The 21,400-nt window shown below is 72.8% G+C and carries 15 protein-coding genes, 2 pseudogenes and 1 riboswitch; of the genes and pseudogenes, 9 read left to right on the plus strand and 8 right to left on the minus strand.

Going from position 1 to position 21,400, the window contains the following annotated elements; translation table 11 throughout:
• Position 1 precedes the first annotated feature (1 nt).
• A complete protein-coding gene (locus tag AAH979_RS33230) occupies positions 2–1,444 on the plus strand; it encodes an NAD(P)/FAD-dependent oxidoreductase (protein WP_346262084.1) in 1,443 nt (480 codons plus the stop codon).
• A gap of 168 nt (positions 1,445–1,612) precedes the next feature.
• On the opposite strand, the gene AAH979_RS33235 is transcribed toward AAH979_RS33230, so the two are convergent.
• From AAH979_RS33235 to fdxA, 3 genes are all read right to left on the minus strand, one after another.
• A complete protein-coding gene (locus AAH979_RS33235; protein WP_346262085.1) occupies positions 1,613–5,542 on the minus strand; it encodes a ThuA domain-containing protein in 3,930 nt (1,309 codons plus the stop codon).
• Positions 5,543–5,717: 175 nt separating this feature from the next.
• Positions 5,718–6,794 carry a succinyldiaminopimelate transaminase gene (dapC, locus tag AAH979_RS33240; protein WP_346262109.1) on the minus strand — a complete coding sequence of 359 codons (1,077 nt, stop codon included), beginning with the start codon at positions 6,792–6,794 and terminating at the stop codon, positions 5,718–5,720.
• Positions 6,795–6,856: 62 nt separating this feature from the next.
• Positions 6,857–7,180 (minus strand): ferredoxin, encoded by a 324-nt coding sequence (gene fdxA / locus AAH979_RS33245; RefSeq protein ID WP_331209664.1) that lies wholly within the window; start codon positions 7,178–7,180, stop codon positions 6,857–6,859.
• A gap of 79 nt (positions 7,181–7,259) precedes the next feature.
• Between fdxA and AAH979_RS33250 the strand changes: the two genes are divergently transcribed.
• Positions 7,260–8,357, plus strand: a complete 1,098-nt coding sequence (locus AAH979_RS33250; protein WP_346262086.1) for a GNAT family N-acetyltransferase — start codon at positions 7,260–7,262, stop codon at positions 8,355–8,357.
• A 4-nt stretch (positions 8,358–8,361) separates the two neighbouring features.
• Here the strand turns inward: AAH979_RS33250 and AAH979_RS33255 are convergent, their stop codons facing one another.
• The 3 genes from AAH979_RS33255 to mshB all read right to left on the minus strand — a co-directional run bounded on the left by AAH979_RS33255 (position 8,362) and on the right by mshB (position 10,454).
• Positions 8,362–8,826: a hypothetical protein gene (locus tag AAH979_RS33255; RefSeq protein WP_346262087.1), complete on the minus strand. Its 465-nt coding sequence runs from the start codon at positions 8,824–8,826 to the stop codon at positions 8,362–8,364.
• 135 nt (positions 8,827–8,961) lie between these two features.
• Positions 8,962–9,441, minus strand: a complete 480-nt coding sequence (locus tag AAH979_RS33260) for a hypothetical protein (protein WP_346262088.1) — start codon at positions 9,439–9,441, stop codon at positions 8,962–8,964.
• Entirely contained in the window at positions 9,438–10,454 is a 1,017-nt protein-coding gene (mshB, locus tag AAH979_RS33265; RefSeq protein ID WP_346262110.1) for an N-acetyl-1-D-myo-inositol-2-amino-2-deoxy-alpha-D-glucopyranoside deacetylase, read from the minus strand. The genes AAH979_RS33260 and mshB overlap by 4 nt, the downstream gene beginning before the upstream one ends.
• 167 nt (positions 10,455–10,621) lie before the next feature.
• Here mshB and AAH979_RS33270 point away from each other — a divergent pair.
• A pseudogene (locus AAH979_RS33270) lies at positions 10,622–10,828 on the plus strand (hypothetical protein); the annotation flags it as partial.
• Between the two features lie 141 nt (positions 10,829–10,969).
• A pseudogene (locus tag AAH979_RS33275) lies at positions 10,970–12,886 on the plus strand (prolyl oligopeptidase family serine peptidase); the annotation flags it as partial.
• Between the two features lie 190 nt (positions 12,887–13,076).
• On the opposite strand, the gene AAH979_RS33280 reads toward AAH979_RS33275, so the two are convergent.
• Positions 13,077–13,904, minus strand: a complete 828-nt coding sequence (locus tag AAH979_RS33280; protein ID WP_346262089.1) for a hypothetical protein — start codon at positions 13,902–13,904, stop codon at positions 13,077–13,079.
• A gap of 128 nt (positions 13,905–14,032) precedes the next feature.
• On the opposite strand from AAH979_RS33280, the gene AAH979_RS33285 reads away from it, so the two are divergent.
• The 3 genes from AAH979_RS33285 to AAH979_RS33295 all read left to right on the plus strand — a co-directional run bounded on the left by AAH979_RS33285 (position 14,033) and on the right by AAH979_RS33295 (position 16,275).
• Positions 14,033–14,500 carry a group II truncated hemoglobin gene (locus AAH979_RS33285; protein ID WP_346262090.1) on the plus strand — a complete coding sequence of 156 codons (468 nt, stop codon included), beginning with the start codon at positions 14,033–14,035 and terminating at the stop codon, positions 14,498–14,500.
• A 107-nt stretch (positions 14,501–14,607) separates the two neighbouring features.
• Positions 14,608–15,018, plus strand: coding sequence for a YciI family protein (locus tag AAH979_RS33290; RefSeq protein WP_346262111.1), 411 nt, complete (start codon positions 14,608–14,610; stop codon positions 15,016–15,018).
• A 12-nt stretch (positions 15,019–15,030) separates the two neighbouring features.
• Positions 15,031–16,275 (plus strand): sigma-70 family RNA polymerase sigma factor, encoded by a 1,245-nt coding sequence (locus AAH979_RS33295; RefSeq protein WP_346262091.1) that lies wholly within the window; start codon positions 15,031–15,033, stop codon positions 16,273–16,275.
• An 88-nt stretch (positions 16,276–16,363) separates the two neighbouring features.
• Here AAH979_RS33295 and AAH979_RS33300 read toward each other — a convergent pair whose 3' ends face one another.
• Entirely contained in the window at positions 16,364–16,789 is a 426-nt protein-coding gene (locus AAH979_RS33300) for a VOC family protein (RefSeq protein WP_346262112.1), read from the minus strand.
• A gap of 141 nt (positions 16,790–16,930) precedes the next feature.
• Positions 16,931–17,013: riboswitch (S-adenosyl-L-homocysteine riboswitch) on the plus strand.
• 16 nt (positions 17,014–17,029) lie between these two features.
• Between AAH979_RS33300 and metH the strand changes: the two genes are divergently transcribed.
• Positions 17,030–20,683: a methionine synthase gene (gene metH / locus AAH979_RS33305; protein ID WP_346262092.1), complete on the plus strand. Its 3,654-nt coding sequence runs from the start codon at positions 17,030–17,032 to the stop codon at positions 20,681–20,683.
• Positions 20,684–20,797: 114 nt separating this feature from the next.
• Positions 20,798–21,400: a hypothetical protein gene (locus AAH979_RS33310; protein WP_346262093.1), complete on the plus strand. Its 603-nt coding sequence runs from the start codon at positions 20,798–20,800 to the stop codon at positions 21,398–21,400.

Raw genomic sequence — 21,400 nt, forward strand, 5'->3', positions numbered from 1 at the left:
CATGGAAAACGCTACCTATGACGTCGTCGTCATCGGCGCGGGGCCGGTCGGGGAGAACGTCGCCGACCGGGTCGTGCAGGGCGGCCTGACCGCCGCCGTCGTCGAGCGGGAACTGGTCGGTGGTGAGTGCTCATACTGGGCCTGCATGCCGACCAAGGCGTTGCTGCGCAGCGCGACCGCGCTCCGGGCGGCACGTCGGCTGCCCGGCGCGCGTGAGGCGGTGACGGGCGACCTGGACGCGGCAGCCGTGCTGCGCCGTCGCGACTCCTTCGCCTCCAACTGGTCGGACAGCGGGCAGGTGTCCTGGCTCGACTCGGCCGGGATCGCGCTGTATCGCGGCCAGGGACGGATCAGGTCCGACCGGGTGGTCGAGGTCTGGGCCGGCGGGGACGGCCCGACCGTCTCGCTCACCGCTCGGCATGCGGTCGTCGTCGCGACCGGCAGCAGCGCCCTGATTCCGGATGTCCCCGGCCTCCGCGAGGCGGCACCCTGGACCAGTCGGGAGGCAGCCGCCGCGACCGGAGTTCCCGGTCGGCTCGCCATCATCGGGGGTGGCGTGGTGGCGTCGGAGATGGCGACCGCGTTCGCAGGTCTCGGATCCACGGTGACGGTGCTGGCCCGTGACGGTGTGCTGCCCCTGGCGGAGCCGTTCGTCGGCGAGCGGGTCACGCAGTCGTTGCGGGAGGCCGGTGTGGTCGTGCGCCTCGGCGCCGAGGCCGGGTCGGTGAACCGGGACGGCGACGGCGCGGTGCACATCACGCTCACCGACGGCGAGCAGGTCGAAGCCGACGAACTCCTGGTCGCGACCGGCCGTACGCCGAACACGCAGGACATCGGCCTCGACAGGATCGGTCTGAAGCCCGGTGCCTGGCTCACGGTCGACGACACGTTGCGGGTCGTCGACGACGACGGGGCGTTGCTCGGCGACGGATGGCTGTACGCCGCCGGTGACGTCAACCGGCGCACCCTACTGACCCACCAGGGCAAGTACCAGGCTCGGGCGGTGGGCGACGTCATCGTGGCGCGGGCCAGGGGCGAGGCGGTCGAGGACGGCCGGTGGGGCCGGCACGTCGCCACCGCCGACGAGCGTGCCGTGCCGCAGGTCGTCTTCACCGACCCGGAGATCGCGTCGGTGGGGCTGACCGCAGCCGCCGCCGAGGCCGCCGGGCTGCGGATCCGGGTCGTCGACTACGACCTGGCCGCCGTCGCGGGATCCGCCCTGCACGCCGAGGGATACCAGGGAAACGCCCGGATGGTCGTCGACGAGGACCGGCAGGTGATCGTCGGGTTCACCCTCGTCGGCCCGGACGTCGCGGAACTGCTGCATGCGGCGACGATCGCGGTCGTCGGCGAGGTGCCGCTGGATCGGTTGTGGCACGCCGTTCCCGCGTTCCCGACGGTCAGCGAGGTGTGGCTGCGCCTGCTGGAGGCGTACGGCCGCTGACAGCGCGAGGTCGTCGAGTGGCACGGCGGGCGGTTGGTGCGTGAATGCCTGCCGAGGGGTTCCGGACGGTAGCACCGTGCCGGTCCACAGACCTGGGAGGTCTCGATGTGGCCGGGCGATCCGGCGCCCCGCCGGAACCCGTCAGCGGCTACACGAACACTCGAACCGTCAACTCGGATACGCCTCCAGTTCCCAGAGCGAGTAGCCGTAGCCGGTGCCCCGGACGGTGCCGTTGATCCGCAGGTAGCGGCCGGTGGCGCCGAGCCCGGTGTGCTCGTCGGTGCCGCCGTCGCCGCCGGTCACCGACTTCACGGTGGTCCAGGCGTTGCCGTCGGTCGAGGTCTGGATCTGGTACGCGCTGCCGTACGCCGCCTCCCAGACCAGCTTCACCCGGCCGATCGGCTGCGCCGAGCCGAGGTCGACGCGGATCCACTGTGGATCGGTGAAGGCGGACGACCAGCGGGTGGCCGGGTTGCCGTCCACCGCCGCCGAGGCGGGCACGTCGGCACCCTCCGCGCTGGACGCGGTGGCTGGCCGGTTCAGCAGCAGGTTGCCGCCACCGCTCGGGCCGGACGGGGTGCCGTAGACCTCGACCTCCCAGAGCGAGTAGCCGAAGCCGGTGCCCCGGGCGGTGCCGTTGATCCGGACGTACCGGCCGGTGCCGGTCAGCCCGGGGTGGTCGTCGACCCCGCCGTCCGCCCCGGTCACCGACTTCACGGTGGTCCAGGCGTTGCCGTCAGTCGAGGTCTGGATCTGGTACGCGCTGCCGTACGCCGCCTCCCAGTTCAGCCGTACCCGGCTGAGCTGGTACGACGCTCCGAGGTCAACGGTGATCCACTGCGGGTCGGCGAACGCCGACGACCACCGGGTGGCCGGGTTGCCGTCCACCGCCGCCGACGCGGGCACGTCGGCACCCTGCACGCTCGACGCGGTCGCCGGCCGGTTCAGTGCCAGGTTGCCGGTCGGCTCGGGGTCCGGCCCCGGCCCGCCGCCCTCGCCGATCAGGGTGAACTCGTCGATGTCGTAGAGCCCGCCGCCGGTGCCCCGGAACACGAGGTACAGCTCGTGCGTGCCGGCCGGTGCGGTGATGCCGCCGGTGACGTCGCGGAACTCGCCGTAGCCGCCGGTGGCGGGAACCGTCGCCGCGCCGATCAACTGCCCGGTCGGCGAGCCGATCCGGAACTCCAGGGTGTGCCCGCCCACGTTGGCGCCGACCCGGGCCGAGAACGACCGCACCCCGGTCAGGTTGTACGGGGTGAACGCGATCCAGTCCCCGTTGTCGATGTAGCCGACCGCCCGGCCGCCGTGCGCCTGGCCCGGGGCGCTGGTCTGTACGCCGTTCGCCGACGAGTAGTGCTCGGCCTGGCGTACCCGGGGTTGCAGGATGCTCTGCGCGTGCGTGGTCAGCGGCGCCTGCCCGCCCCCACCGTTGTCGGTGTATTCCGCGTCCACCACCCCGAAGATGTTCGCGGCGGTGTCATGCTCGCCGTCGGCGACGGTACGCAGCGTGCCGGTGCAGCCCTGTGCGCTGGTCAGCAGGTGTGCGTGCGCGTCGTGCCCGAGCAGATAGCTGACCTTGACCCGGGAGCAGTCGATGGTGCCGACCTGCGGATCGGTGACCACCACCCGGAACGGCACCGTGTCGCCGAAGGTGAAGGTCTGGCCGTTGCCCGGCAACTCCAGCCGGACCGTCGGGGCGGTGTTGCCAACCGTGATCACCACGCTGCCGGTGGCGGTCTTGCCGGTCGAGTCCCGGACGGTCAGCGTCGCGCTCCGGGTGCCGTTGGTGGTGTAGGTGAAGGTCGGGTTCGGTGCCGTGGAGTCGGTGCTGCCGTTGCCGTCGAAGTCCCAGGCGTAGCTGATCGGGTCGCCGTCCGGGTCGAGGGTGCCGGCCGAGGAGAAGCTGACGGTCAGCGGCGCCACCCCGGAGGTCGGGGTCGCCGCCACCACCGGCTTCGGGGCGCGGCCGCTGCGGGCGTACTCGATCCGGTAGACCGCCGAGTGCTCGTCGCCGTTGAAGAAGCCGGTGCCGTAGTCGAGCACGTAGAGCGCACCGTCCGGGCCGAACTCCAGGTCCATCACCTGGGTACCGGACCACGGGAACGGATTGATCTTGAATGGCTTGCCCGCCTCGTCCAGCACGATGTTCCTGATCCAGCGCCGGCCGAACTCACCGGCGAAGAACGTGCCGTGGTAGTACTCCGGGAAGGCCACCTCGGAGGTGGAGTTCGGGTCGTACCGGTAGACCGGCCCGGCCATCGGGGAGAGCCCACCACCCGGGAACTCCGGCGGCTGCGACCCGGTGTACGGCAGCCAGGCCGGCACCGCCGCCGGCAGATTGCGGATGCCGGTGTTGTTCGGCGAGTCGTTGGTCGGCCCGCCCGCGCAGTTGTACTTCGGCCCCGACGGCCCGGACGGGAAGGTGAACTCGTTGTACGCGTCGTTGTTGCCGGTGCAGTACGGCCAGCCGTAGAAGCCGGGCGAGGTGATCCGGGCGAACTCCACCTGCCCGGCCGGTCCCCGGTTCGGGTCGGCGGTGCCCGCGTCCGGGCCGTAGTCACCGAGGTAGACCGCGCCGGTGGCCTTGTCGACGCTCATCCGGAACGGGTTGCGGAAGCCCATCGCGTAGATCTCCGGCCGGGTGTTCGGGGTGCCGGGCGCGAACATGTTGCCGGCCGGCACGGTGTAGCCACCGCCCGCGCTCGGCTTGATCCGCAGCACCTTGCCGCGCAGGTCGTTGCTGTTCGCCGAGGTCCGCTGGGCGTCGAACGCCGGGTTGCGGCCGGGCCGCTCGTCGATCGGGCTGAACCCGGCCGAGTCGAACGGGTTGGTGTCGTCGCCGGTGGAGAGATAGAGGTTTCCGGCCGCGTCGAAGTCGATGTCCCCGCCGACGTGGCAGCACATCCCCCGGCTGGTCGGCACGTCCAGCACCAGCGTCTCGCTCGCCATGTCCAGGGTGTTGTCGGCCCGTACGGTGAACCGGGAGAGCCGGTTGACGCCGTTGAACGGCGCGAAGTCGGCCGGCGTACCGGTGGCCGGGGCGCCGCCGCCCGGGGTGTTCAACGGCGGCGCGTAGAAGAGGTACACCCAGCGGTTGGTGGCGAAGTTGGGGTCGGCCTTGATGCCCTGCAAACCCTCCTCGTCCGAGGTGTAGACGGCGAGCCGGCCGGCGACCTTGGTGTTGCCGACCGCGTCGGTGTGCCGGATCGTGCCGTCCCGGGCGGTGTGCAGCACGCCCCGGTCCGGCAGCACGGTCAGGCTCATCGGCTCGCCGACCTCGGCCACCCCCTTGGCCAGGGTCACCTGCTGGAAGCTGCTCTCCACGGTGCCGCCGCAGACCCCGGGCTCGACCCCGGCCGCGCTGCGCAGCCCGCCGAGCAGGTGGGTCCGGAACAGCGGCTCGGCGAAGGACTCGTCGGTGTGCCCGCCGCCGGTGTACCAGGACCGCCCGCCGTCGTAGTTGTGGCACCAGGCGATCGGGTGGTCGTGCCCGTTGCCCCCGCCGGTGTACGTCGTCTCGTCCAGCGTGGCCAGCACGTGCACCTTGCCACGCGGGTTGGCCCGGAAGTTGTACCACTCGTCGGTGCGGTTCCAGCGCAGCGGCAGCGTCCGGGTGGACGGGTGCACCCGGTCGGCGACCTTGAGGGTGGCCGGCTGCGGTGCCGGATGCGAGGCGAAGTACGCCCCGACCAGCCCGCCGTACCACGGCCAGTCGTACTCGGTGTCGGAGGCGGCGTGCACCCCGACGTACCCCCCGCCGGCCTGGATGTAGCGCTGGAAGGCGCCCTGCTGCACGCTGTCGAGTACGTCCCCGGTGGTGGAGAGCCAGACCACCGCGTCGAACCGGGCCAGGTTGGCGTCGGTGAACGCCCCGGCGTCCTCGGTCGCCTCGACGGCGAAGTTGTTGGCCGCGCCGAGTTGCTGGATGGCCGCGATGCCGGGGCCGATCGAGCCGTGCCGGAAGCCGGCGGTCTTGGAGAAGACCAGCACGGTGAAGGCCGGGGCGGCGCTCGCCACCGGCGGTGTCACCGCCACTCCGACGAGTACGAGAAGCAGGCTCAGCGCAGCGCCGAGCCAGGATCGTGTTATCCCACGCACGGACCGGTCCCTTCGTCGACCGGGCGGTCCGCCGTGTCACGCCCTCTGGCTCGCGCCACCGGCGATCACCGGAGGCGCGAAAGATGTGCATACATCGTTACGAGCGTGTTGCCGTGCCGTCAAGCGGTGCCGAGCACATTTCCGAGAGCGCTCTCCGCTCGCCGGACGGGGTCGATCAGGAGAGCAGCCGGTCCGCGGCGGCGGCCACCCGCTCGTCCGTCGCGGTGAGCGCGACCCGGACGTGCCGGTTGCCGGTCGGGCCGTAGAGCTCGCCGGGCACGACCAGGATGCCCCGTCGGGCGAGCCAGTCCACCGTGGCCCAGCAGTCCTCGCCCCGGCTGGCCCACAGATAGAGCCCGGCCGTGGAGTACGTGATCTCGAAACCGGCCTTGACCAGCGCGTCTCGCAGCACCTTGCGGCGGGCGGAGTATCGGGCGCGCTGCTCGACCACGTGCGTCTCGTCGCCGAGCGCCGCGACCATTGCCGCCTGCACCGGAGCCGGCACGATCATCCCGGCATGTTTCCGCACCGCCAGCAGAGTGCCGATGATGTTCCGGTCACCGGCGACGAAGCCGGCCCGGTAGCCCGCCAGGTTGGAACGTTTGGAGAGCGAGTGCACGGCCAGCAGGTTGGTGTGGTCGCCGCCGGAGACCGCCGGGTCGAGGATCGAGGTCGGCGTCTCCTCCCAGCCCAGCGAGAGGTAGCACTCGTCGCTGGCCAGCACGACGCCGCGTTCGCGGGCCCAGTCCACCACCTTGCGGAGATGTTCCGGCGGCAGGACCCGGCCGGTCGGGTTGGACGGCGAGTTGACCCAGAGCAGGCGTACCCGGGGGTCCGGGCCGAGCGCGGTCAGGGCGTCGGCCCGGACCACCTCGGCGCCGGCCAGCCACGCCCCGACCTCGTACGTCGGGTAGCAGACCTGCGGGATCACCACCACGTCGCCGGGACCGAGCCCGAGCAGGGTGGGCAGCCAGGCGACCAGCTCCTTCGAGCCGATGGTCGGCAGCACGCCGACCGTCTCCGGGTCGGCCCCGCAGGACCGGGCCACCCATTCGGCGACCGCAGCACGCAAAGCCTGCGAGCCGGCGGTCAGCGGATAGCCGGGCGCGTCCGAGGCCGCCGCCAGCGCGGCCCGGATCGCACCGGGCACCGGATCGACCGGGGTACCCACGGAGAGGTCGACGATCCCGTCCGGGTGCCGCCCGGCCAGCGCCTTCGCCGGTTCGAGCAGGTCCCAGGGAAAGTCGGGCAGATCGCCGGTGCGGCCGGAGCGTGCCCCGTCGGGGGTACGGCCGGCAACCGGCGTCGTGCCGCTCAGTGCTCACCTCGCGGCGGCTGCGCCGCGACGAAGGGGGTGTCCTTCTCGATCTTGCCGATCTTGGAGGCGCCACCGGGCGAGCCGAGGTCCTCGAAGAACTCGTAGTTGGCGGTGGTGTAGTCCTTCCACTGCTCCGGCACGTCGTCTTCGTAGAAGATCGCTTCCACCGGGCAGACCGGCTCGCACGCCCCGCAGTCCACGCACTCGTCGGGGTGGATGTAGAGCATCCGGTTGCCTTCGTAGATGCAGTCGACCGGGCACTCCTCGATGCACGCTTTGTCGAGCACATCCACGCACGGCTCGGCGATGATGTAGGTCACCGATCTTCTCCTCCGCAAGCCACGCCGCGATCGACCGCGACGGTAAGAGCCTAGTATGTCGCCGGGGAGGGGGTCGATCGTGCTCGGACGCCGCGATGTGGGACACCGGATCGTCGTTCGCCGGATTGTCGGAAATCAGAGCGGACGCACCCTGTTCAGCGACGCGCTCGGCGAACTGGTCGACCTGACCGAGACCCATCTCACCCTGGCCACCGCGAACGGGCCGCTCCGGGTGCCGCTGCGCGAGGTGCACCGGGCCAAGCGGGTGCCGCCGGCCCGGCGCCCGAACGCGGCGGCGGTGGTCGAACTCGAACTCGCCTCGGACGAGGCCTGGCCGGCCCCGGTACGCGAACGGCTCGGCGACTGGCTGCTGCGTACCGCCGACGGCTGGTCCGGGCGGGCGAACACCGCGCTGCCGGTGGGTGACCCGGACCGGCCGCTCGACGAGGCGATCGACGCGGTGCAGCGCTGGTACGCCGAACGCGGCCGGCCGGCGATGGTCAACGTGCCGCTCCCGCTGGCCGCGCCGGTCGGGGCGGCGCTGGACGAGCGCGGCTGGTCGGCCCGGCCGCTGGTACTCGTGCAGACCGCGCCGCTGGCGACGATCCTGGACGCCGTCCCCGCCCGGCCGGACCTGCCCGCGCCGGAGCTGGCCGGGACACCCTCGCCGGAGTGGTTCGCCCTGGCCGCCCAGCGCAAGGCGAAACAGCGTCGGCAGTACGCCCGGCTCGACGCGGCCGGCACCGGACCGCCGGGCGGCTCGGGACACTCCCCGGCCCCCGGGGCTCCGGCCGAGCTGCCCGCCGCCGCCCGGCACATCCTCACCGCCGTGCGCCAGGTCCGCTTCGCCCACCTGTACGCCACCCCACCCGCCGGCCACGCCACGCCGCCCGCCGGCCACGCGGGCGACGGGCCGGAGTTGATCGCGGTGGCCCGGGGCACGGTCACCGGCCAGCACCGCTGGCTCGGGTTGAGCCTGATCGAGGTGGTCCCGTCGGCCCGGCGGCAAGGGCTGGCCCAGCACCTGATCCGGGCGCTGGCGGAGTGGGCGGCGGGGCTCGGCGCGACCCGGGCGTTCCTCCAGGTCGAGGAGCGCAACGAGGCCGCCGTCTCGCTCTACCGGCGGCTCGGCTTCAGCACGCACCACACCTACCAGACCCGGGTCGCGCCGCACTGACCAGTCAGCGGCGTACGACCCGGCGGGGCTTGGACTGCTTGGCCTCGGCGTACCGCTTGAGCGACTGGGACCGGTAGTCCCGGCCGAACGCGGTGAGCAGCAGGTAGCCGACGAGTGCGCCGCCGAGGGTGAAGCCGGCGTAGAGCCAGATCTGCGAGAAGAACGCCCCGGCCCCCGAGGCGAACGGCTGGCTGCCGCTGATGAACGGCCCGACGAAGATGGTCAGCACCATCGCGACCAGTACGGCGAGTGCCATCTCCCCGCTCCAGTCGGGCAGCGGACGGCGCTGCCCCCGGAGGAACGCGAGGGTCGCCAGGACCAGCCCGATCGCGGCGAACATGCCCAACGAGATCCGGTCCTGTATCTCGGTGTTGTCACCGAACCCGAACCGGGCCACCAGACGGGCCACGACGTTGATCCCGAACAGCACGCCCGCGAGTACTCCGACCGGCAGCCAACGCTCCTTCATCGCACGTCCTCTGGCCTCGGGCCCCCACCCGTCCGGGGGCTTCCTGCCACAGATTTCTACCACCCGTGGCTGAGTGGATCCATGGTGCGAGCGGGCGCGGATCGGAGCGGGGAGGAGCCGTTGCGGCCCCGGGGGTCAGAGCCGGAGCTGCGGGGACTCGGAGCCGCGCGGATTCATGATCATGCGGAAGCCCATGACCGCGAAGGTCACCGAGCCAGCGAAGATCATCACCAGCCCGACCCAGTTGTTGGCGGCGATCAACACGTCACCCTCGGAGGTGCCGCCGACGGCGACCACCATCAGGGCGAACCAGACGACGGCGGGCAGCGCGAGCGCCCAGCGCCGCCCCACCACCCGGGGCGCGAACCAGCCCAGCGCCACGTTCGCCAGCACGGTGACCAGCACCGACACCCCGATCAGCACACCGCCCACCCGGAGCGTCGACAGGATCAGCTCCAGCACGACGGTGACCGCCGCGGCCACCACCGCGACCGCGCCACCGACCACCCGCAGCACCATGTCGACCGCCCGGTGCGCCGCCGACGGCTCGGCGGGCGGCGGGGGGACGGGCTCCAGCTCCGGCGGGGTGGACACGGACGGGCTCGGCAGACTCACCGCGCGCCCGCCTCCGCCGGCGTACCGGTCGGGGGCGTCGGGACCACGGCGGTCGCACCGGGCCGGACATCGCCGGCCGGGACCGGTGCGGTCGCCTCCGCCGCCGGTAGCCCGGCGAAGAGGTCGTCCTCCCAGCCGTACGGGCCGAAGCCCGGGCCCCGGGAGCCGACGGCCAGGGTGTAGTACTCCACACCCATGAACTCGCCGCCGAAGTTGCTGGCGATCGAGTAGAGCCACGAGTCGTCCGGGATCTGCGTGGCGTGCGCCCGCATCGCCGCCTCCTTCGCGGCGTGCTGGTCGGTGCCGTCGATCCGGGCCGCGATCTGCTCGTCCGGAGTACCGAACGGGAGGTCGTCGACCTGCTCGGTGCTGGCGAACGGGTTGTCGGCGGCGTCGGCGAAGGCGGCCAGACCCGCCTCCAGCACGCTCCTCGGCATCGCCGTCCAGTAGATCTTGTCCGGTCCGAAGCCCCCGGCGGTGGCAAGTTCGGCCGCCCGCATCGCCACCCGGTGCGCCTGGATGTGGTCGGGGTGCCCGTAGAAGCCGTTCGGGTCGTAAGTGACCACTACCTGCGGGCGCACCTCGCGCATGATCTCGACCAGGTGGCCGGCCGCCTCGTCGAGATCGGCCCGCCAGAAGGCCCGCGGGTGGTCGTTGGTGGGCAGCCCCATCATGCCCGAGTCGCGGTACCGCCCGGCGCCGCCGAGGAACCGGTGGTCCCGTACGCCGAGCGCGGCGCACGCGGCGGCCAGCTCGGTGATCCGGTACCCGCCGAGCTGGTCGGCCTCGGAGGCGGCCAACCCGTGAAGCGCCGGTACGTGGATCTCGCCCTCCTCGCCGAGGGTGCAGGTGACCAGGGTGACCCCGGCGCCGGCCGCCACGTAGTACGCCATCGTGGCGCCGGTGCCGATCGCCTCGTCGTCGGGATGCGCGTGCACCAGCAGCAGCCGCCGGGCCGGGCGGGCCGGATCGGCGGAACCGAACGGCTCGGCCTCCTCGGCCGGGACGGCCACCTCGTTCGGGTTCGTCACCCGGGCAACTCTACGCGGCCGGGCCGGCTCACCCTACTCAGGGAGTTAGTCGTCGCCTCCGAAGAGTGATCACCCCGCTACCGGTACCCGACCGGGCGGCGATGCGCGGCTCCGCCACATCACCGACCGCCCGGCTCTACGATCACGATGTGGACTACCCGGAGTTGGCCGCCCGTACCCGCCGGTTCAGCCGCGGCGCGCCGCGCGCCGTGACGGTGGCGAGCGACGGCTCGCGGGTGGTCTTCCTCCGCTCCGGCGGCCCCACCGACCCGGCCGACGCGCTCTGGATGCTGGACGTCGCCGACGGCACCGAACGGCTGGTCGCCGACCCCGCCGACCTGCTCGCCGACCCGGCGGCCGACACGGACCCGACCGGGACCGGTCCGGTCGCCGACCCCACCGACCTGGCGGCGGCCGCCGCCGGCGCCCACCCGGCCGGCGCCGCCGGTGCCGGGCCGGCCGTCGGCACCGACCTGGCCGGCGCGCCGAACTCGACCGAGCGGGCGCTGCGCGAACGGCTCCGGCTGAGCGCCTCCGGCATCGCCTCCTACGCCACCGACCCGGCCGCCCGGGTCGCGGTCTTCGCCCTCGACGGCCGGCTGTTCCGGGCCGACCTGGTGCACGGCGACGTGGTCGAGGTCGCCGTCGCCGGCCTGGTGGTCGACCCCCGGCCCGACCCGACCGGCCAGCGGCTGGCCTACGTCACCGACGCCGCCGGTGACGGTGACCGGGTCGGGCAGTTGCGGGTGGTCGACTCCGACGGCACCGACACCCTGCTGGCCGGCGAGGACGCCGGGGTCACCTGGGGGCTGGCCGAGTTCGTCGCGGCCGAGGAGTTCGACCGGTTCCGGGGCTACTGGTGGGCGCCGGACGGGCGCTCCATCCTCGCCGCCCGGGTCGACGAGTCCCGGCTGCCCCGCTGGCACCTGCACGACCCCGGTGACCCGGCCAGCCCGCCGCGCTCGGTGGCGTACCCGCGCTCCGGCGGGCCGAACGCCGAGGTGAGCCTGCACCTGCTCGACCTGGACGGCGGCTGGGTCGACGTGCACTGGGACCGGGAGACCTATCCCTACCTGGTCTCGGTGGAGTGGGCCGAGACCGGGCCGCTGATCACCGTACTGCGCCGGTTGCAGCAGCACGGCCTGGTGCTGGCGGTGGACCCGCGTACCGGCGAGACGCAGGTGCACGCCGAACTCGCCGACCCGCGCTGGGTCGACCCGGTCGCCGGCACCCCCCGGCACCTGCCCGACGGCCGGGTACTGGTCGGCGGCGAACTCGCGCACGACGGGTACGACGCCCGCTGCCTCTTCGCCGACGGCACCCTGCTCACCCCGCCGGCGCTCTACGTCCGCCGGGTGGTCGGCTGGCTGCCGAACCGCAACGGCAGCCCCGACCTGCTGGTCGAGGGGAGCGACGGCGAGCCGAGCCAGCAGCACCTGTTCCGGGTGCGTACCGCGATCGGGGCCGGCGGGATCGACGCCCGGCGGCTGACCGGCGACCCGGGCTGGCACAGCGGGACGGTCGGCGGCGACGTACTCGTGGTGCAGTCCCGCTCGCTCGACGCGGCCGGCAGCACCTGGACGGTGTGGCAGGGCGACCGTGAGGTGGGCACGCTGCGCTCGCTCGCCGCGACCCCGCCGTACGCGCCCCGGCCCGCGCTGGAACGGGTCACCGACCGCCGGCTGCCGGCCGCGGTGGTCTATCCCGGCAACCACGTCGCCGGCCGCCGGCTGCCGGTGCTGCTCGACGTCTACGGCGGCCCCGGCCATCAGGAGGTGGTGGCCGCCCGGTCGGCGTGGCTGGAGCGGCAGTGGTGGGCCGACGCCGGCTACGCCGTGGTCACCATCGACAACCGGGGTACCCCCGGCGTGGCGCCGTCCTTCGAGAAGGTGGTGCACCGGCGGCTGGCCGACGTGATCCTGGCCGACCAGGCGGACGCGCTGACCGCGCTGGCCGGCAAGCACCCCGACCTGGACCTGGGCCGGGTGGCGATCCGGGGCTGGTCGTTCGGGGGCTGGCTGGCCGCGCTGGCGGTACTGCGCCGGCCCGACCTGTTCCGGTGCGCCATCGCCGGCGCGCCGGTCACCGACTGGAGCCTGTACGACACCGCCTACACCGAGCGCTATCTCGGGACACCGTCCGACAGCCCCGAGGTGTACGCCCACCACTCGCTGCTGGAACTCGCCGCCGAGCCGGTACGGACCCCCGACGAGGTCCGGCCGATCCTGCTGGTGCACGGGCTGGCCGACGACAACGTGGTGGCCGCGCACACCCTGCGGCTCTCCGCCGCGCTGCTGGCCGCTGGCCGCCCGCACTCGGTGATCCCGCTGACCGGCGCCACCCACATGGCCGCCGGTGGCACCGCCGAGCGGCTGCTCGCCCTCGAACTCCACTTTCTCCGGCAGCACCTGTAGCCGGTTCCTCCGGGGGCACCTCCTGCCGGTCCTTCCGGCAGCAGCTCCCGCCGGTTCCTACCGCAGGATCCTCTGCCGGACCGGCCCGCGAACCGGAACAGCCGGAACCGCCCGCGAACCGGAACAGCCGGAACGGCCCGGAAACCGGAACGGCCGGAGAGCCGGAGCACTGCGGCCACCCGGCCGTCGGTCACGGGGTGCGGCGGTCGAGGTCGACGCAGTCGTACTCGTCGGGCAGCAACGGGCGGATCGCGACGCTGAGCAGTTGCCCGCCGCTGCGCCAGCGGGTCGCCAGCGGTGCGGCCCGGACCAGCGCCGCTGTCTCGGCGTCGGGGCCGGCCGGGTCGAGGAGCGTGCAGAGACCGACCCGGGTACGGAGCCCGGCCAGGAGATCAGGGCCCGGCCACGGCCGCGACCGGCTGGTGTCCCCCGGCGCACCCCAGCCACCCGTGGCCAGTACGGCCAGCCGGGTCGGGCGGTAGCCGGCGCCGTGGGTCCGGTCCGCCGGCAGCGCGAGGACCCGCACGGTCCGGCGGAACTCCACTATCCGGCGCCGTGCCCCCGTGTCCCGCTCGGACGGCGACACCATGGTGGTGGTGTGCGACCGTCCGGCCGAGCGCAACGAGGCGACCAGCAACGAGCCGTCGGTGGCGGGCACCGGCTCGTCGAAATGGCGGGCCTGGGCCAGACCGGCGGCGTGTGCCAGCCGGTAGATCTGCCGGTAGCGGTCCGGGGCGAGGACGTACTCGCGGGCCTGGTACACCGAGCCCTCCCAGTGGCCTCCGGCGATCACCCGGCCGCCACCGTAGAGGGTGAACTCCGGCGGTTCCGCCCGCTCGTACGGTGCGGTCATGCTCCGCCACTCCCGCAACTGGAGCACCAGCGTGCCCGGGTCGGCCGGCGGTTCCGGCACCGTACCCGGGTGGAACCCGGGCGCCGAGCCGCTGAGCAGGCCGAGCAGGCAGACCGCCGCGACGGCCGGGGCGAGGCCGCCGGTAACCCGGATCAGTGAGCGCATCCCGCTGAGACGGCCGGGCCGGGCGCCCGGGTTCCCACCGGGCCGTGCTGGAGCGCGGTGTCCCGTACCCGGTGGCGCGGCCTGGCCGAGGACGGTGTTCCGGCGGGCTGAGGTGCGAGAATCCGCCCATGATTCGGCCCTCGATCTACGAGTACGCCGGCGGCGAGCCGGCCTTCCTGGAACTTGCCGCCGCGCATCACCGGCGCTGCCTCCAGGACCCGGTACTCAACCACCCCTTCTCGCACGCCGACCGCAACCCGGAGCACGTGGCCCGGCTGGCCAGCTACTGGGTCGAGGTCTTCGGCGGGCCGCCCCGCTATTCCGAGTCGTACGGCGGCCACTCGGCGATGCTCGGCATCCACGCCGAACAGGGCATGGAGCCGGAGTTGGGCGACCGGTTCGTCCGCTGCTTCGCCCAGGCGGTCGAGGACGCGGGGCTTCCCGAGGATCCGGAGTTCCGGGCCAGCCTGCTGGGCTATCTGCGGTGGGCCGTGGACGAGGTCTTCGAGTACGGGCCGCCGGGCAGCCGGGTGCCGGCCGAGTTGCCGGTCCCCCGCTGGTCCTGGGACGGCCTGCAGAGCGGCGGACCGGCGTAGCGAAGAACCGCCCGGGCGGATGTCCGGAACCGTCCGCCGGCCCCGACGTCTCCAGCGAGCAGGCACCGGAGGCGGTGCCGACCGGAGAGGGAGTCACCGTGAAGTACATGATCATGATGAGCGGATCCCAGCGCGACTACGACGCGATGGCGGGCAAGGGCAGCGACGGCTCGCCGGCCTGGTCGCCGGAGGACATGGCGGCGCTGCACGAGTTCATGGCGGCCTGGAACAACGACCTGGTGGAGTCGGGCGAGTTCGTCGACGCCCGGGGGCTGACCGCACCGGTGCACACCCGGCGGATCTCACTGCGCGACGGGGCGCCGGTGGTGACCGACGGGCCGTACCCGGAGACCCAGGAGGTGCTGGCCGGCTACACGATCGTGGAGTGCGACAGCTTCGACCGGGCGACCGAGATCGCGGCGAAGCTGGCGAGAACGCCGCACCCGGAGGACGCGACCCTGACCAACGAGTGGTACGTCGACATCCGGCCGATCGCCGAGGGCATCGAGGATCTGTAGGGCGGCCGCAGCGTGCCGGGAAACGACGTCGAGGACCTGCTGCGTCACCTGGCGCCGCAGGTCCTCGGCGCGCTGGTCCGCCGGTACGGGCACTTCGACACCGCCGAGGACGCGGTGCAGGAGGCGCTGCTCGCCGCCGCCACGCAGTGGCCGGGCGAGGGCGTACCGGAGAATCCCCGGGCGTGGTTGATCACCGTCGCGGCACGCCGGCTCACCGACCTGCTCCGTGCCGAGCAGGCCCGGCAGCGTCGGGAGGACAGGGTGGCACGCTGGGCACTCCCCGAGCAGTGGCTGGCGCCGGCCGCCGACCGGGCGCCGTCGGACTCCGACGACACGCTGGTACTCCTCTTCCTCTGCTGCCATCCCGCGCTCTCGGCGGCCTCGCAGATCGCGCTGACCCTGCGCGCGGTCGGCGGCCTGAGCACCACGGAGATCGCCCGGGCGTTCCTGGTGCCGGAGTCGACCATGACCCGGCGGATCAGCCGGGCCAAAGAGCGGATCAGGGACAGCGGCATCCCGTTCGGGATGCCGCCGGCCGCCGAGCGCGCCGGGCGGCTCGACGCGGTGCTGCACGTGCTCTACCTGATCTTCAATGAGGGGTACGTCACCACGTCCGGCCCGACCCTCTACCGCACCGAGCTCTCCGCCGAGGCGATCCGGCTGGCCCGGATGCTGCACCGGATGCTGCCCGACGACGCCGAGGTGACCGGGCTGCTGGCACTGATGCTGCTCACCGACGCCCGGCGGCCGGCGCGTACCGGTCCGGACGGCGCGCTGATCCCGATGGCGGAGCAGGACCGGGGCCGGTGGGACGCCGGGCTGATCGCCGAGGGGGTGGCCCTGGTCAGCGCGGCGCTGCCGAACGGGCCGACCGGGCCGTACCAGGTGCAGGCGGCGATCGCGGCCCTGCACGACGAGGCGCCCAGTGCCGAGGCGACCGACTGGCCGCAGATCGTCGCACTCTACGAGGTGCTGCTGCGGATCGCCGCCAATCCGGTGGTGGCGCTCAACCACGCCGTGGCGGTGGCGATGGCCTCCGGGCCGCGCGCCGGGCTCGACCTGCTGGACCGGCTCGCCGCCGACGACCGGATCGCCGACGACCACCGGATGTACGCGGTCCGGGCACACCTGCTGGAGCTGGCCGGAGACCGGGCCGCGGCCCGCGAGGCGTACCGGGCGGCGGCCCGCCGGGCGACCGGGCTGGCCCAGCAGCGCTACCTGAACGGCCGCGCCGACCGCCTCCCCGGCGCCCGCTGACCCGCACCGGTCCGTCCGGGTCGCCGCCCCGATGGCGAAGATCGTGCTGTTTCCGCGAAGTAGTGAGCCAGGTGAGTCGGCGAGGGCACTATCTTGCGGAAGTAGTGCGACCATCACCGGCGTTCGCCCAGGAGCGGGTGCAGAGCACCAGGCGGTAGCCGTCCGGGTCCTCGAAGGTGACCCCCCAGTGATCCCAGTACGGGCCCTGGGAGACCCGCCGGCCGCCGGCCGCTTCGAGGCGGGCGACCAGGGCGTCGTCGACCGGCCCGGCGAGATAGAGCACCAGCAGGTCCTCGGCGGTCGGCGCCGGGGCCACGGTGAGGTGGGTCCCGCCGACGATCTCCAGGTGCCATCCCGCTCCGGGCCAGCCCAACATCACCAGGTCGTGCTCCCCGGGACCGTTGCCGAAGCCCCGGTACAGCACCTCCAGGCCGAGCCCGGCGACGTAGAAGCGTTCGATCGCGGCGGAATCCCCGGTCGGCCGGGCGAGCCGGAGGTGGGCTTTCGGGTCGATCGTCAAGGGAAACTCCTTCCGGTTGGACGATCAAGCCTGCAAGCTGAACCGCGCTTCAGGTCAAGACCGGGTCCGGCGCCGCCGTCCCACACTGCGCGAAGCTTTCGGCCTCGTCGGGTCCTTTCCGGTAGTCTCGATCCCCGGGTCGAGAGGCGCTGCAACGGGTGGTGACGCCCGCCACGCTCGACCCGAGGATTGATCTTCTCCAAGGGCGCCTCCGTTCCACGACGGAGGTGGCCAATGGGTACGGGTACGACTTCGAGCGGCACCGGCACGCGGGCGGCGCGCACCCGAGCACTGCGGGACCTGCTCGCCGAGCGGATCGTGGTGCTGGACGGCGCCTGGGGCACGATGCTCCAGGGCGCCGGGCTCACCCCCGACGACTACCGGGGCGACCTGCTGGCCAACCACTCGCACGACGTGACCGGCGACCCGGACCTGCTCAACCTGACCCGGCCGGACGTCATCCTCGACGTACACCGGCGCTACCTGGCGGCCGGCGCGGACATCACCTCGACGAACACCTTCACCGCGACGAGCATCGCGCAGGCCGACTACGGCCTGGCGGCGCTGGTCCCGGAGATGAACCTGCGCGGCGCCCAACTCGCCCGGCAGGCGGCCGACGAGGCGGGCGGCAAGTTCGTCGCCGGCTCGGTCGGGCCGCTGAACGTGACCCTCTCGCTCTCGCCCCGGGTCGACGACCCGGCCTTCCGGACGGTCTCCTTCGACACCGTCCGGGAGGCGTACGCGGAGCAGATCCGGGCGCTGGCCGACGGCGGCGTCGACATCCTGCTGATCGAGACGATCTTCGACACGCTGAACGCGAAGGCCGCGATCGCGGCCGCCCGGGAGGTCGCGCCGGACCTGCCGCTGTGGATCTCGGTAACCATCGTCGACCTGAGCGGCCGGACCCTCTCCGGGCAGACCGTCGAGGCGTTCTGGAGTTCGATCGCGCACGCCGAGCCGCTGGCGGTCGGGGTGAACTGCTCGCTCGGCGCCGCCGAGATGCGCCCGCACGTCGCCGACCTGGCCCGGCTGGCCGACACCTACGTCGCCTGCCACCCCAACGCCGGGTTGCCGAACGCGTTCGGCGGCTACGACCAGCAGCCCGAGGAGACCGGCCGGCTGCTCCGGGAGTTCGCCGACGCCGGCATGGTCAACATCGTCGGCGGCTGCTGCGGCACCGGCCCCGAGCACATCGCCCGGATCGCCGAGGCCGTCGCCGGCCAACCGCCCCGGCCGGTGCCGGCGGTGCCGAGCGCCACCCGGTTCAGCGGGCTGGAGCCGTTCACCATCGGCGCCGACACCGGCTTCGTGATGATCGGCGAGCGGACCAACGTCACCGGCTCGGCCCGGTTCCGCCGGCTGATCGAGGCCGACGACTACCAGGCCGCCGTCGACGTGGCGCTGGAGCAGGTACGCGGCGGCGCCAACATCCTCGACGTGAACATGGACGCCGACCTGCTCGACAGCGAGCGGGCGATGACCACCTTCCTCAACCTGATCGCCACCGAGCCCGAGGTCGCCCGGATCCCGATCATGATCGACAGCTCGCGGTGGAGCGTGCTGGAGGCCGGGCTGAAGTGCGTACAGGGCAAGGGGATCGTCAACTCGATCAGCCTCAAGGAGGGTGAGGAGGCGTTCCTGGAGCAGGCCCGGCGGATCCGCGACTACGGCGCCGGGGTGGTGGTGATGGCCTTCGACGAGCTCGGCCAGGCCGACACCGCCGAACGCAAGGTGTCGATCTGTGCCCGGGCGTACGACCTGCTCACCCAGCGGGCCGGGTTCGCGCCCTCCGACATCGTCTTCGACCCGAACGTACTGGCCGTGGCGACCGGCATCAGCGAGCACAACGGCTACGCCAAAGCCTTCATCGACGCGCTCCCGCAGATCAAGGAGCGCTGCCCGGGGGCGCGGACCAGCGGCGGCATCTCCAACCTGTCGTTCTCGTTCCGCGGCAACGACGTCGTACGCGAGGCGATGCACTCGGCGTTCCTGCTGCACGCCGTACGCGCCGGGCTGGACATGGGCATCGTCAACGCGGGTCAGCTCGCCGTCTATCAGGACATCCCCGCCGACCTGCTGGAACTCGTCGAGGACGTGCTCTTCGACCGGCGACCGGACGCCACCGACCGGCTGGTCAGCTTCGCCTCCACGGTCAGCGGCTCCGGCACCCGGCGGACCGTCGACCTCGCCTGGCGGGAGGCGCCGGTCTCCGAGCGCCTGTCGTACGCGCTCGTGCACGGCATCGTCGACTTCATCGAGGCCGACACCGAGGAGGCGCGCAAGCAGGCCGACCGCCCGCTCGACGTGATCGAGGGGCCGCTGATGGACGGCATGAAGATCGTCGGCGACCTCTTCGGCTCCGGCAAGATGTTCCTGCCCCAGGTGGTCAAGAGCGCCCGGGTGATGAAGCGCTCGGTCGCCTACCTGGAGCCGTACATGGAGGCGGAGAAGGAGCAGGCCCGGGCGGAGGGCCGGCTCGACACCAACCGCGGCCAGGGCAAGGTGGTGCTGGCGACGGTCAAGGGCGACGTGCACGACATCGGCAAGAACATCGTCGGCGTGGTGCTGGGCTGCAACAACTACGACGTGGTCGACCTCGGCGTGATGGTGCCGGCCGCCAAGATCCTCGACACCGCGATCGCCGAGGGCGCCGACGCGATCGGGCTCTCCGGGCTGATCACCCCGTCCCTGGACGAGATGGTGGCGGTCGCCACCGAGATGCGGCGGAGGGGCATGAACCTGCCGCTGCTGATCGGCGGGGCGACCACCTCACGACAGCACACCGCGGTCCGGATCGCCCCGGCGTACGACGGCAGTACCGTGCACGTGCTCGACGCGTCCCGGGTGGTCGGGGTCGTCTCCGACCTGCTCAATCCGGAGCGGGCCGCCGAGCTGGACGTACGCAACCGGGCCGAGCAGCAGCGCCTGCGCGAGCAGCACGAGGGACGGGACCGGGTACCCCTGCTCACCCTCGCCCAGGCCCGGGACAACCGCGAACAGGTCGGCTTCGACGACCTGCCGGTGCCGGCCTTCACCGGCGTACGCGTGGTCCGGCCCGAGTTGACCGCGCTGCGCGAGATGATCGACTGGCAGTTCCTCTTCCTCGCCTGGGAGTTGAAGGGGAAGTTCCCGGCGATCCTCGACCAGCCGGTGGCCCGGGAACTCTACGACGACGCCAACACCCTGCTCGACCAGATCATCGCGGACGGCTCGCTGACCGCCGTCGGGTCGTACGGCTTCTGGCCGGCGCACGCCGACGGGGACGACATCGTGCTGACCGGCGAGGCCGGGGCCCGCTTCCCGATGCTGCGCCAGCAGACCACCAAGCCGGCCGGCCGGCCGAACCGCTGCCTCGCCGACTATCTCGCCCCGGCCGGTGACCACCTCGGCGGCTTCGCGGTGACGATCCACGGCGCCGAGGAGCTGGCCGCCGGCTTCGAGGCACGGCACGACGACTACCGGGCGATCATGGTCAAGGCGCTGGCCGACCGGCTCGCCGAGGCGTTCGCGGAGTACCTGCACCTGCGGGCCCGGCGGGACTGGTACGAGCCGGACGCCGACCCGGCGATCGAGGACCTGCACGCCGAGCGGTTCCGGGGGATCCGTCCCGCCCTCGGCTACCCGGCCAGCCCCGACCACAGCCTGAAGCGGGAGCTGTTCGACCTGCTCGACGCCGAGGCGCTCGGGATGGGCCTGACCGAGTCGTACGCGATGACCCCGGCCGCCAGCGTCAGTGGCCTGCTCTTCGCGCACCCGTCGTCGCGGTACTTCACCGTCGGCCGGCTCGGGCGGGACCAGGTCGAGGAGTACGCGGCACGGCGGGGCCTGCCAGTCGCCGAGATCGAGCGCTGGCTCCGCCCCAATCTGGGGTACGACCCCGAGCAGTGATCCAGCACCGCCTCCCACCTATCGGCCGACCCGCCATCCACTCATTTGCCTCCACCTATCCCCCGTTCGGCTCACTACCCTGGTCAGTGGCGCCGCTGACGGGAGGAGACGCCGGTGGAACTGCGAGGCCCGCTCTCCTGGCGGATCGGCATCCGCAGGTGGGATTACCTGGTCGACTGCGCATTGTGGATCCGGGCGAGCGAGCGCATCGAGGTGCCGGCACACCGGTTGGTGCCCGGCCCGCTGGATCTCGACGAGCTTCCGGCGCCGGCCGGCTCGCTCGGCTTCGTCCCCGGCGCGGAATGGCTCGGCTGGTGGCTCTCGCTGGTCGACCCGGCGGGACAGCGTCCGCAACCGCGCGCCGACCTGGAGCCCGCCGACGACACTCCGGATCCGCTCGGCCTGGCACCGTGGCCGGCACTGCGCCGGGTGGTCGCGGAACGCTGGCCGGAGGCCCGTGACTGGCACCTCGCCCGGCAACGCGACTCGTTCGGCCGGCCCGGGCCGGGTACGTCGACCACCACCGACGTGGTACGCCAGGTCGAAGCGTCGCTGGGCCGGTCGATACGCCCGTTCAGCGTCGAGATCGTGCTGCTGCCGGTACGCGACGAGGTGATCCGCCGGGTGGACCACGAGCGCTACCTCGTGCCGGAACGGGTACACGACAGTCCACGGTGGTCGGTCTGGCTCCGCGACCTGGTGCTGCGGATCGGCTGA

The organism is Plantactinospora sp. ZYX-F-223 (genome assembly GCF_039649625.1).
Taxonomy (GTDB): Bacteria; Actinomycetota; Actinomycetes; order Mycobacteriales; family Micromonosporaceae; genus Plantactinospora.

What these genes read in the sequence shown, in the direction of transcription:
- AAH979_RS33290 (WP_346262111.1), top strand. Translation starts at nt 14,608, where the DNA reads ATGATCATGATGAGCGGATCCCAGCGCGACTACGACGCGATGGCGGGC.
- AAH979_RS33230 (WP_346262084.1), top strand. Translation starts at nt 2, where the DNA reads ATGGAAAACGCTACCTATGACGTCGTCGTCATCGGCGCGGGGCCGGTC.
- AAH979_RS33255 (WP_346262087.1), bottom strand. Translation starts at nt 8,826, where the DNA reads ATGAAGGAGCGTTGGCTGCCGGTCGGAGTACTCGCGGGCGTGCTGTTC.
- AAH979_RS33280 (WP_346262089.1), bottom strand. Translation starts at nt 13,904, where the DNA reads ATGCGCTCACTGATCCGGGTTACCGGCGGCCTCGCCCCGGCCGTCGCG.
- metH (WP_346262092.1), top strand. Translation starts at nt 17,030, where the DNA reads ATGGGTACGGGTACGACTTCGAGCGGCACCGGCACGCGGGCGGCGCGC.
- AAH979_RS33285 (WP_346262090.1), top strand. Translation starts at nt 14,033, where the DNA reads ATGATTCGGCCCTCGATCTACGAGTACGCCGGCGGCGAGCCGGCCTTC.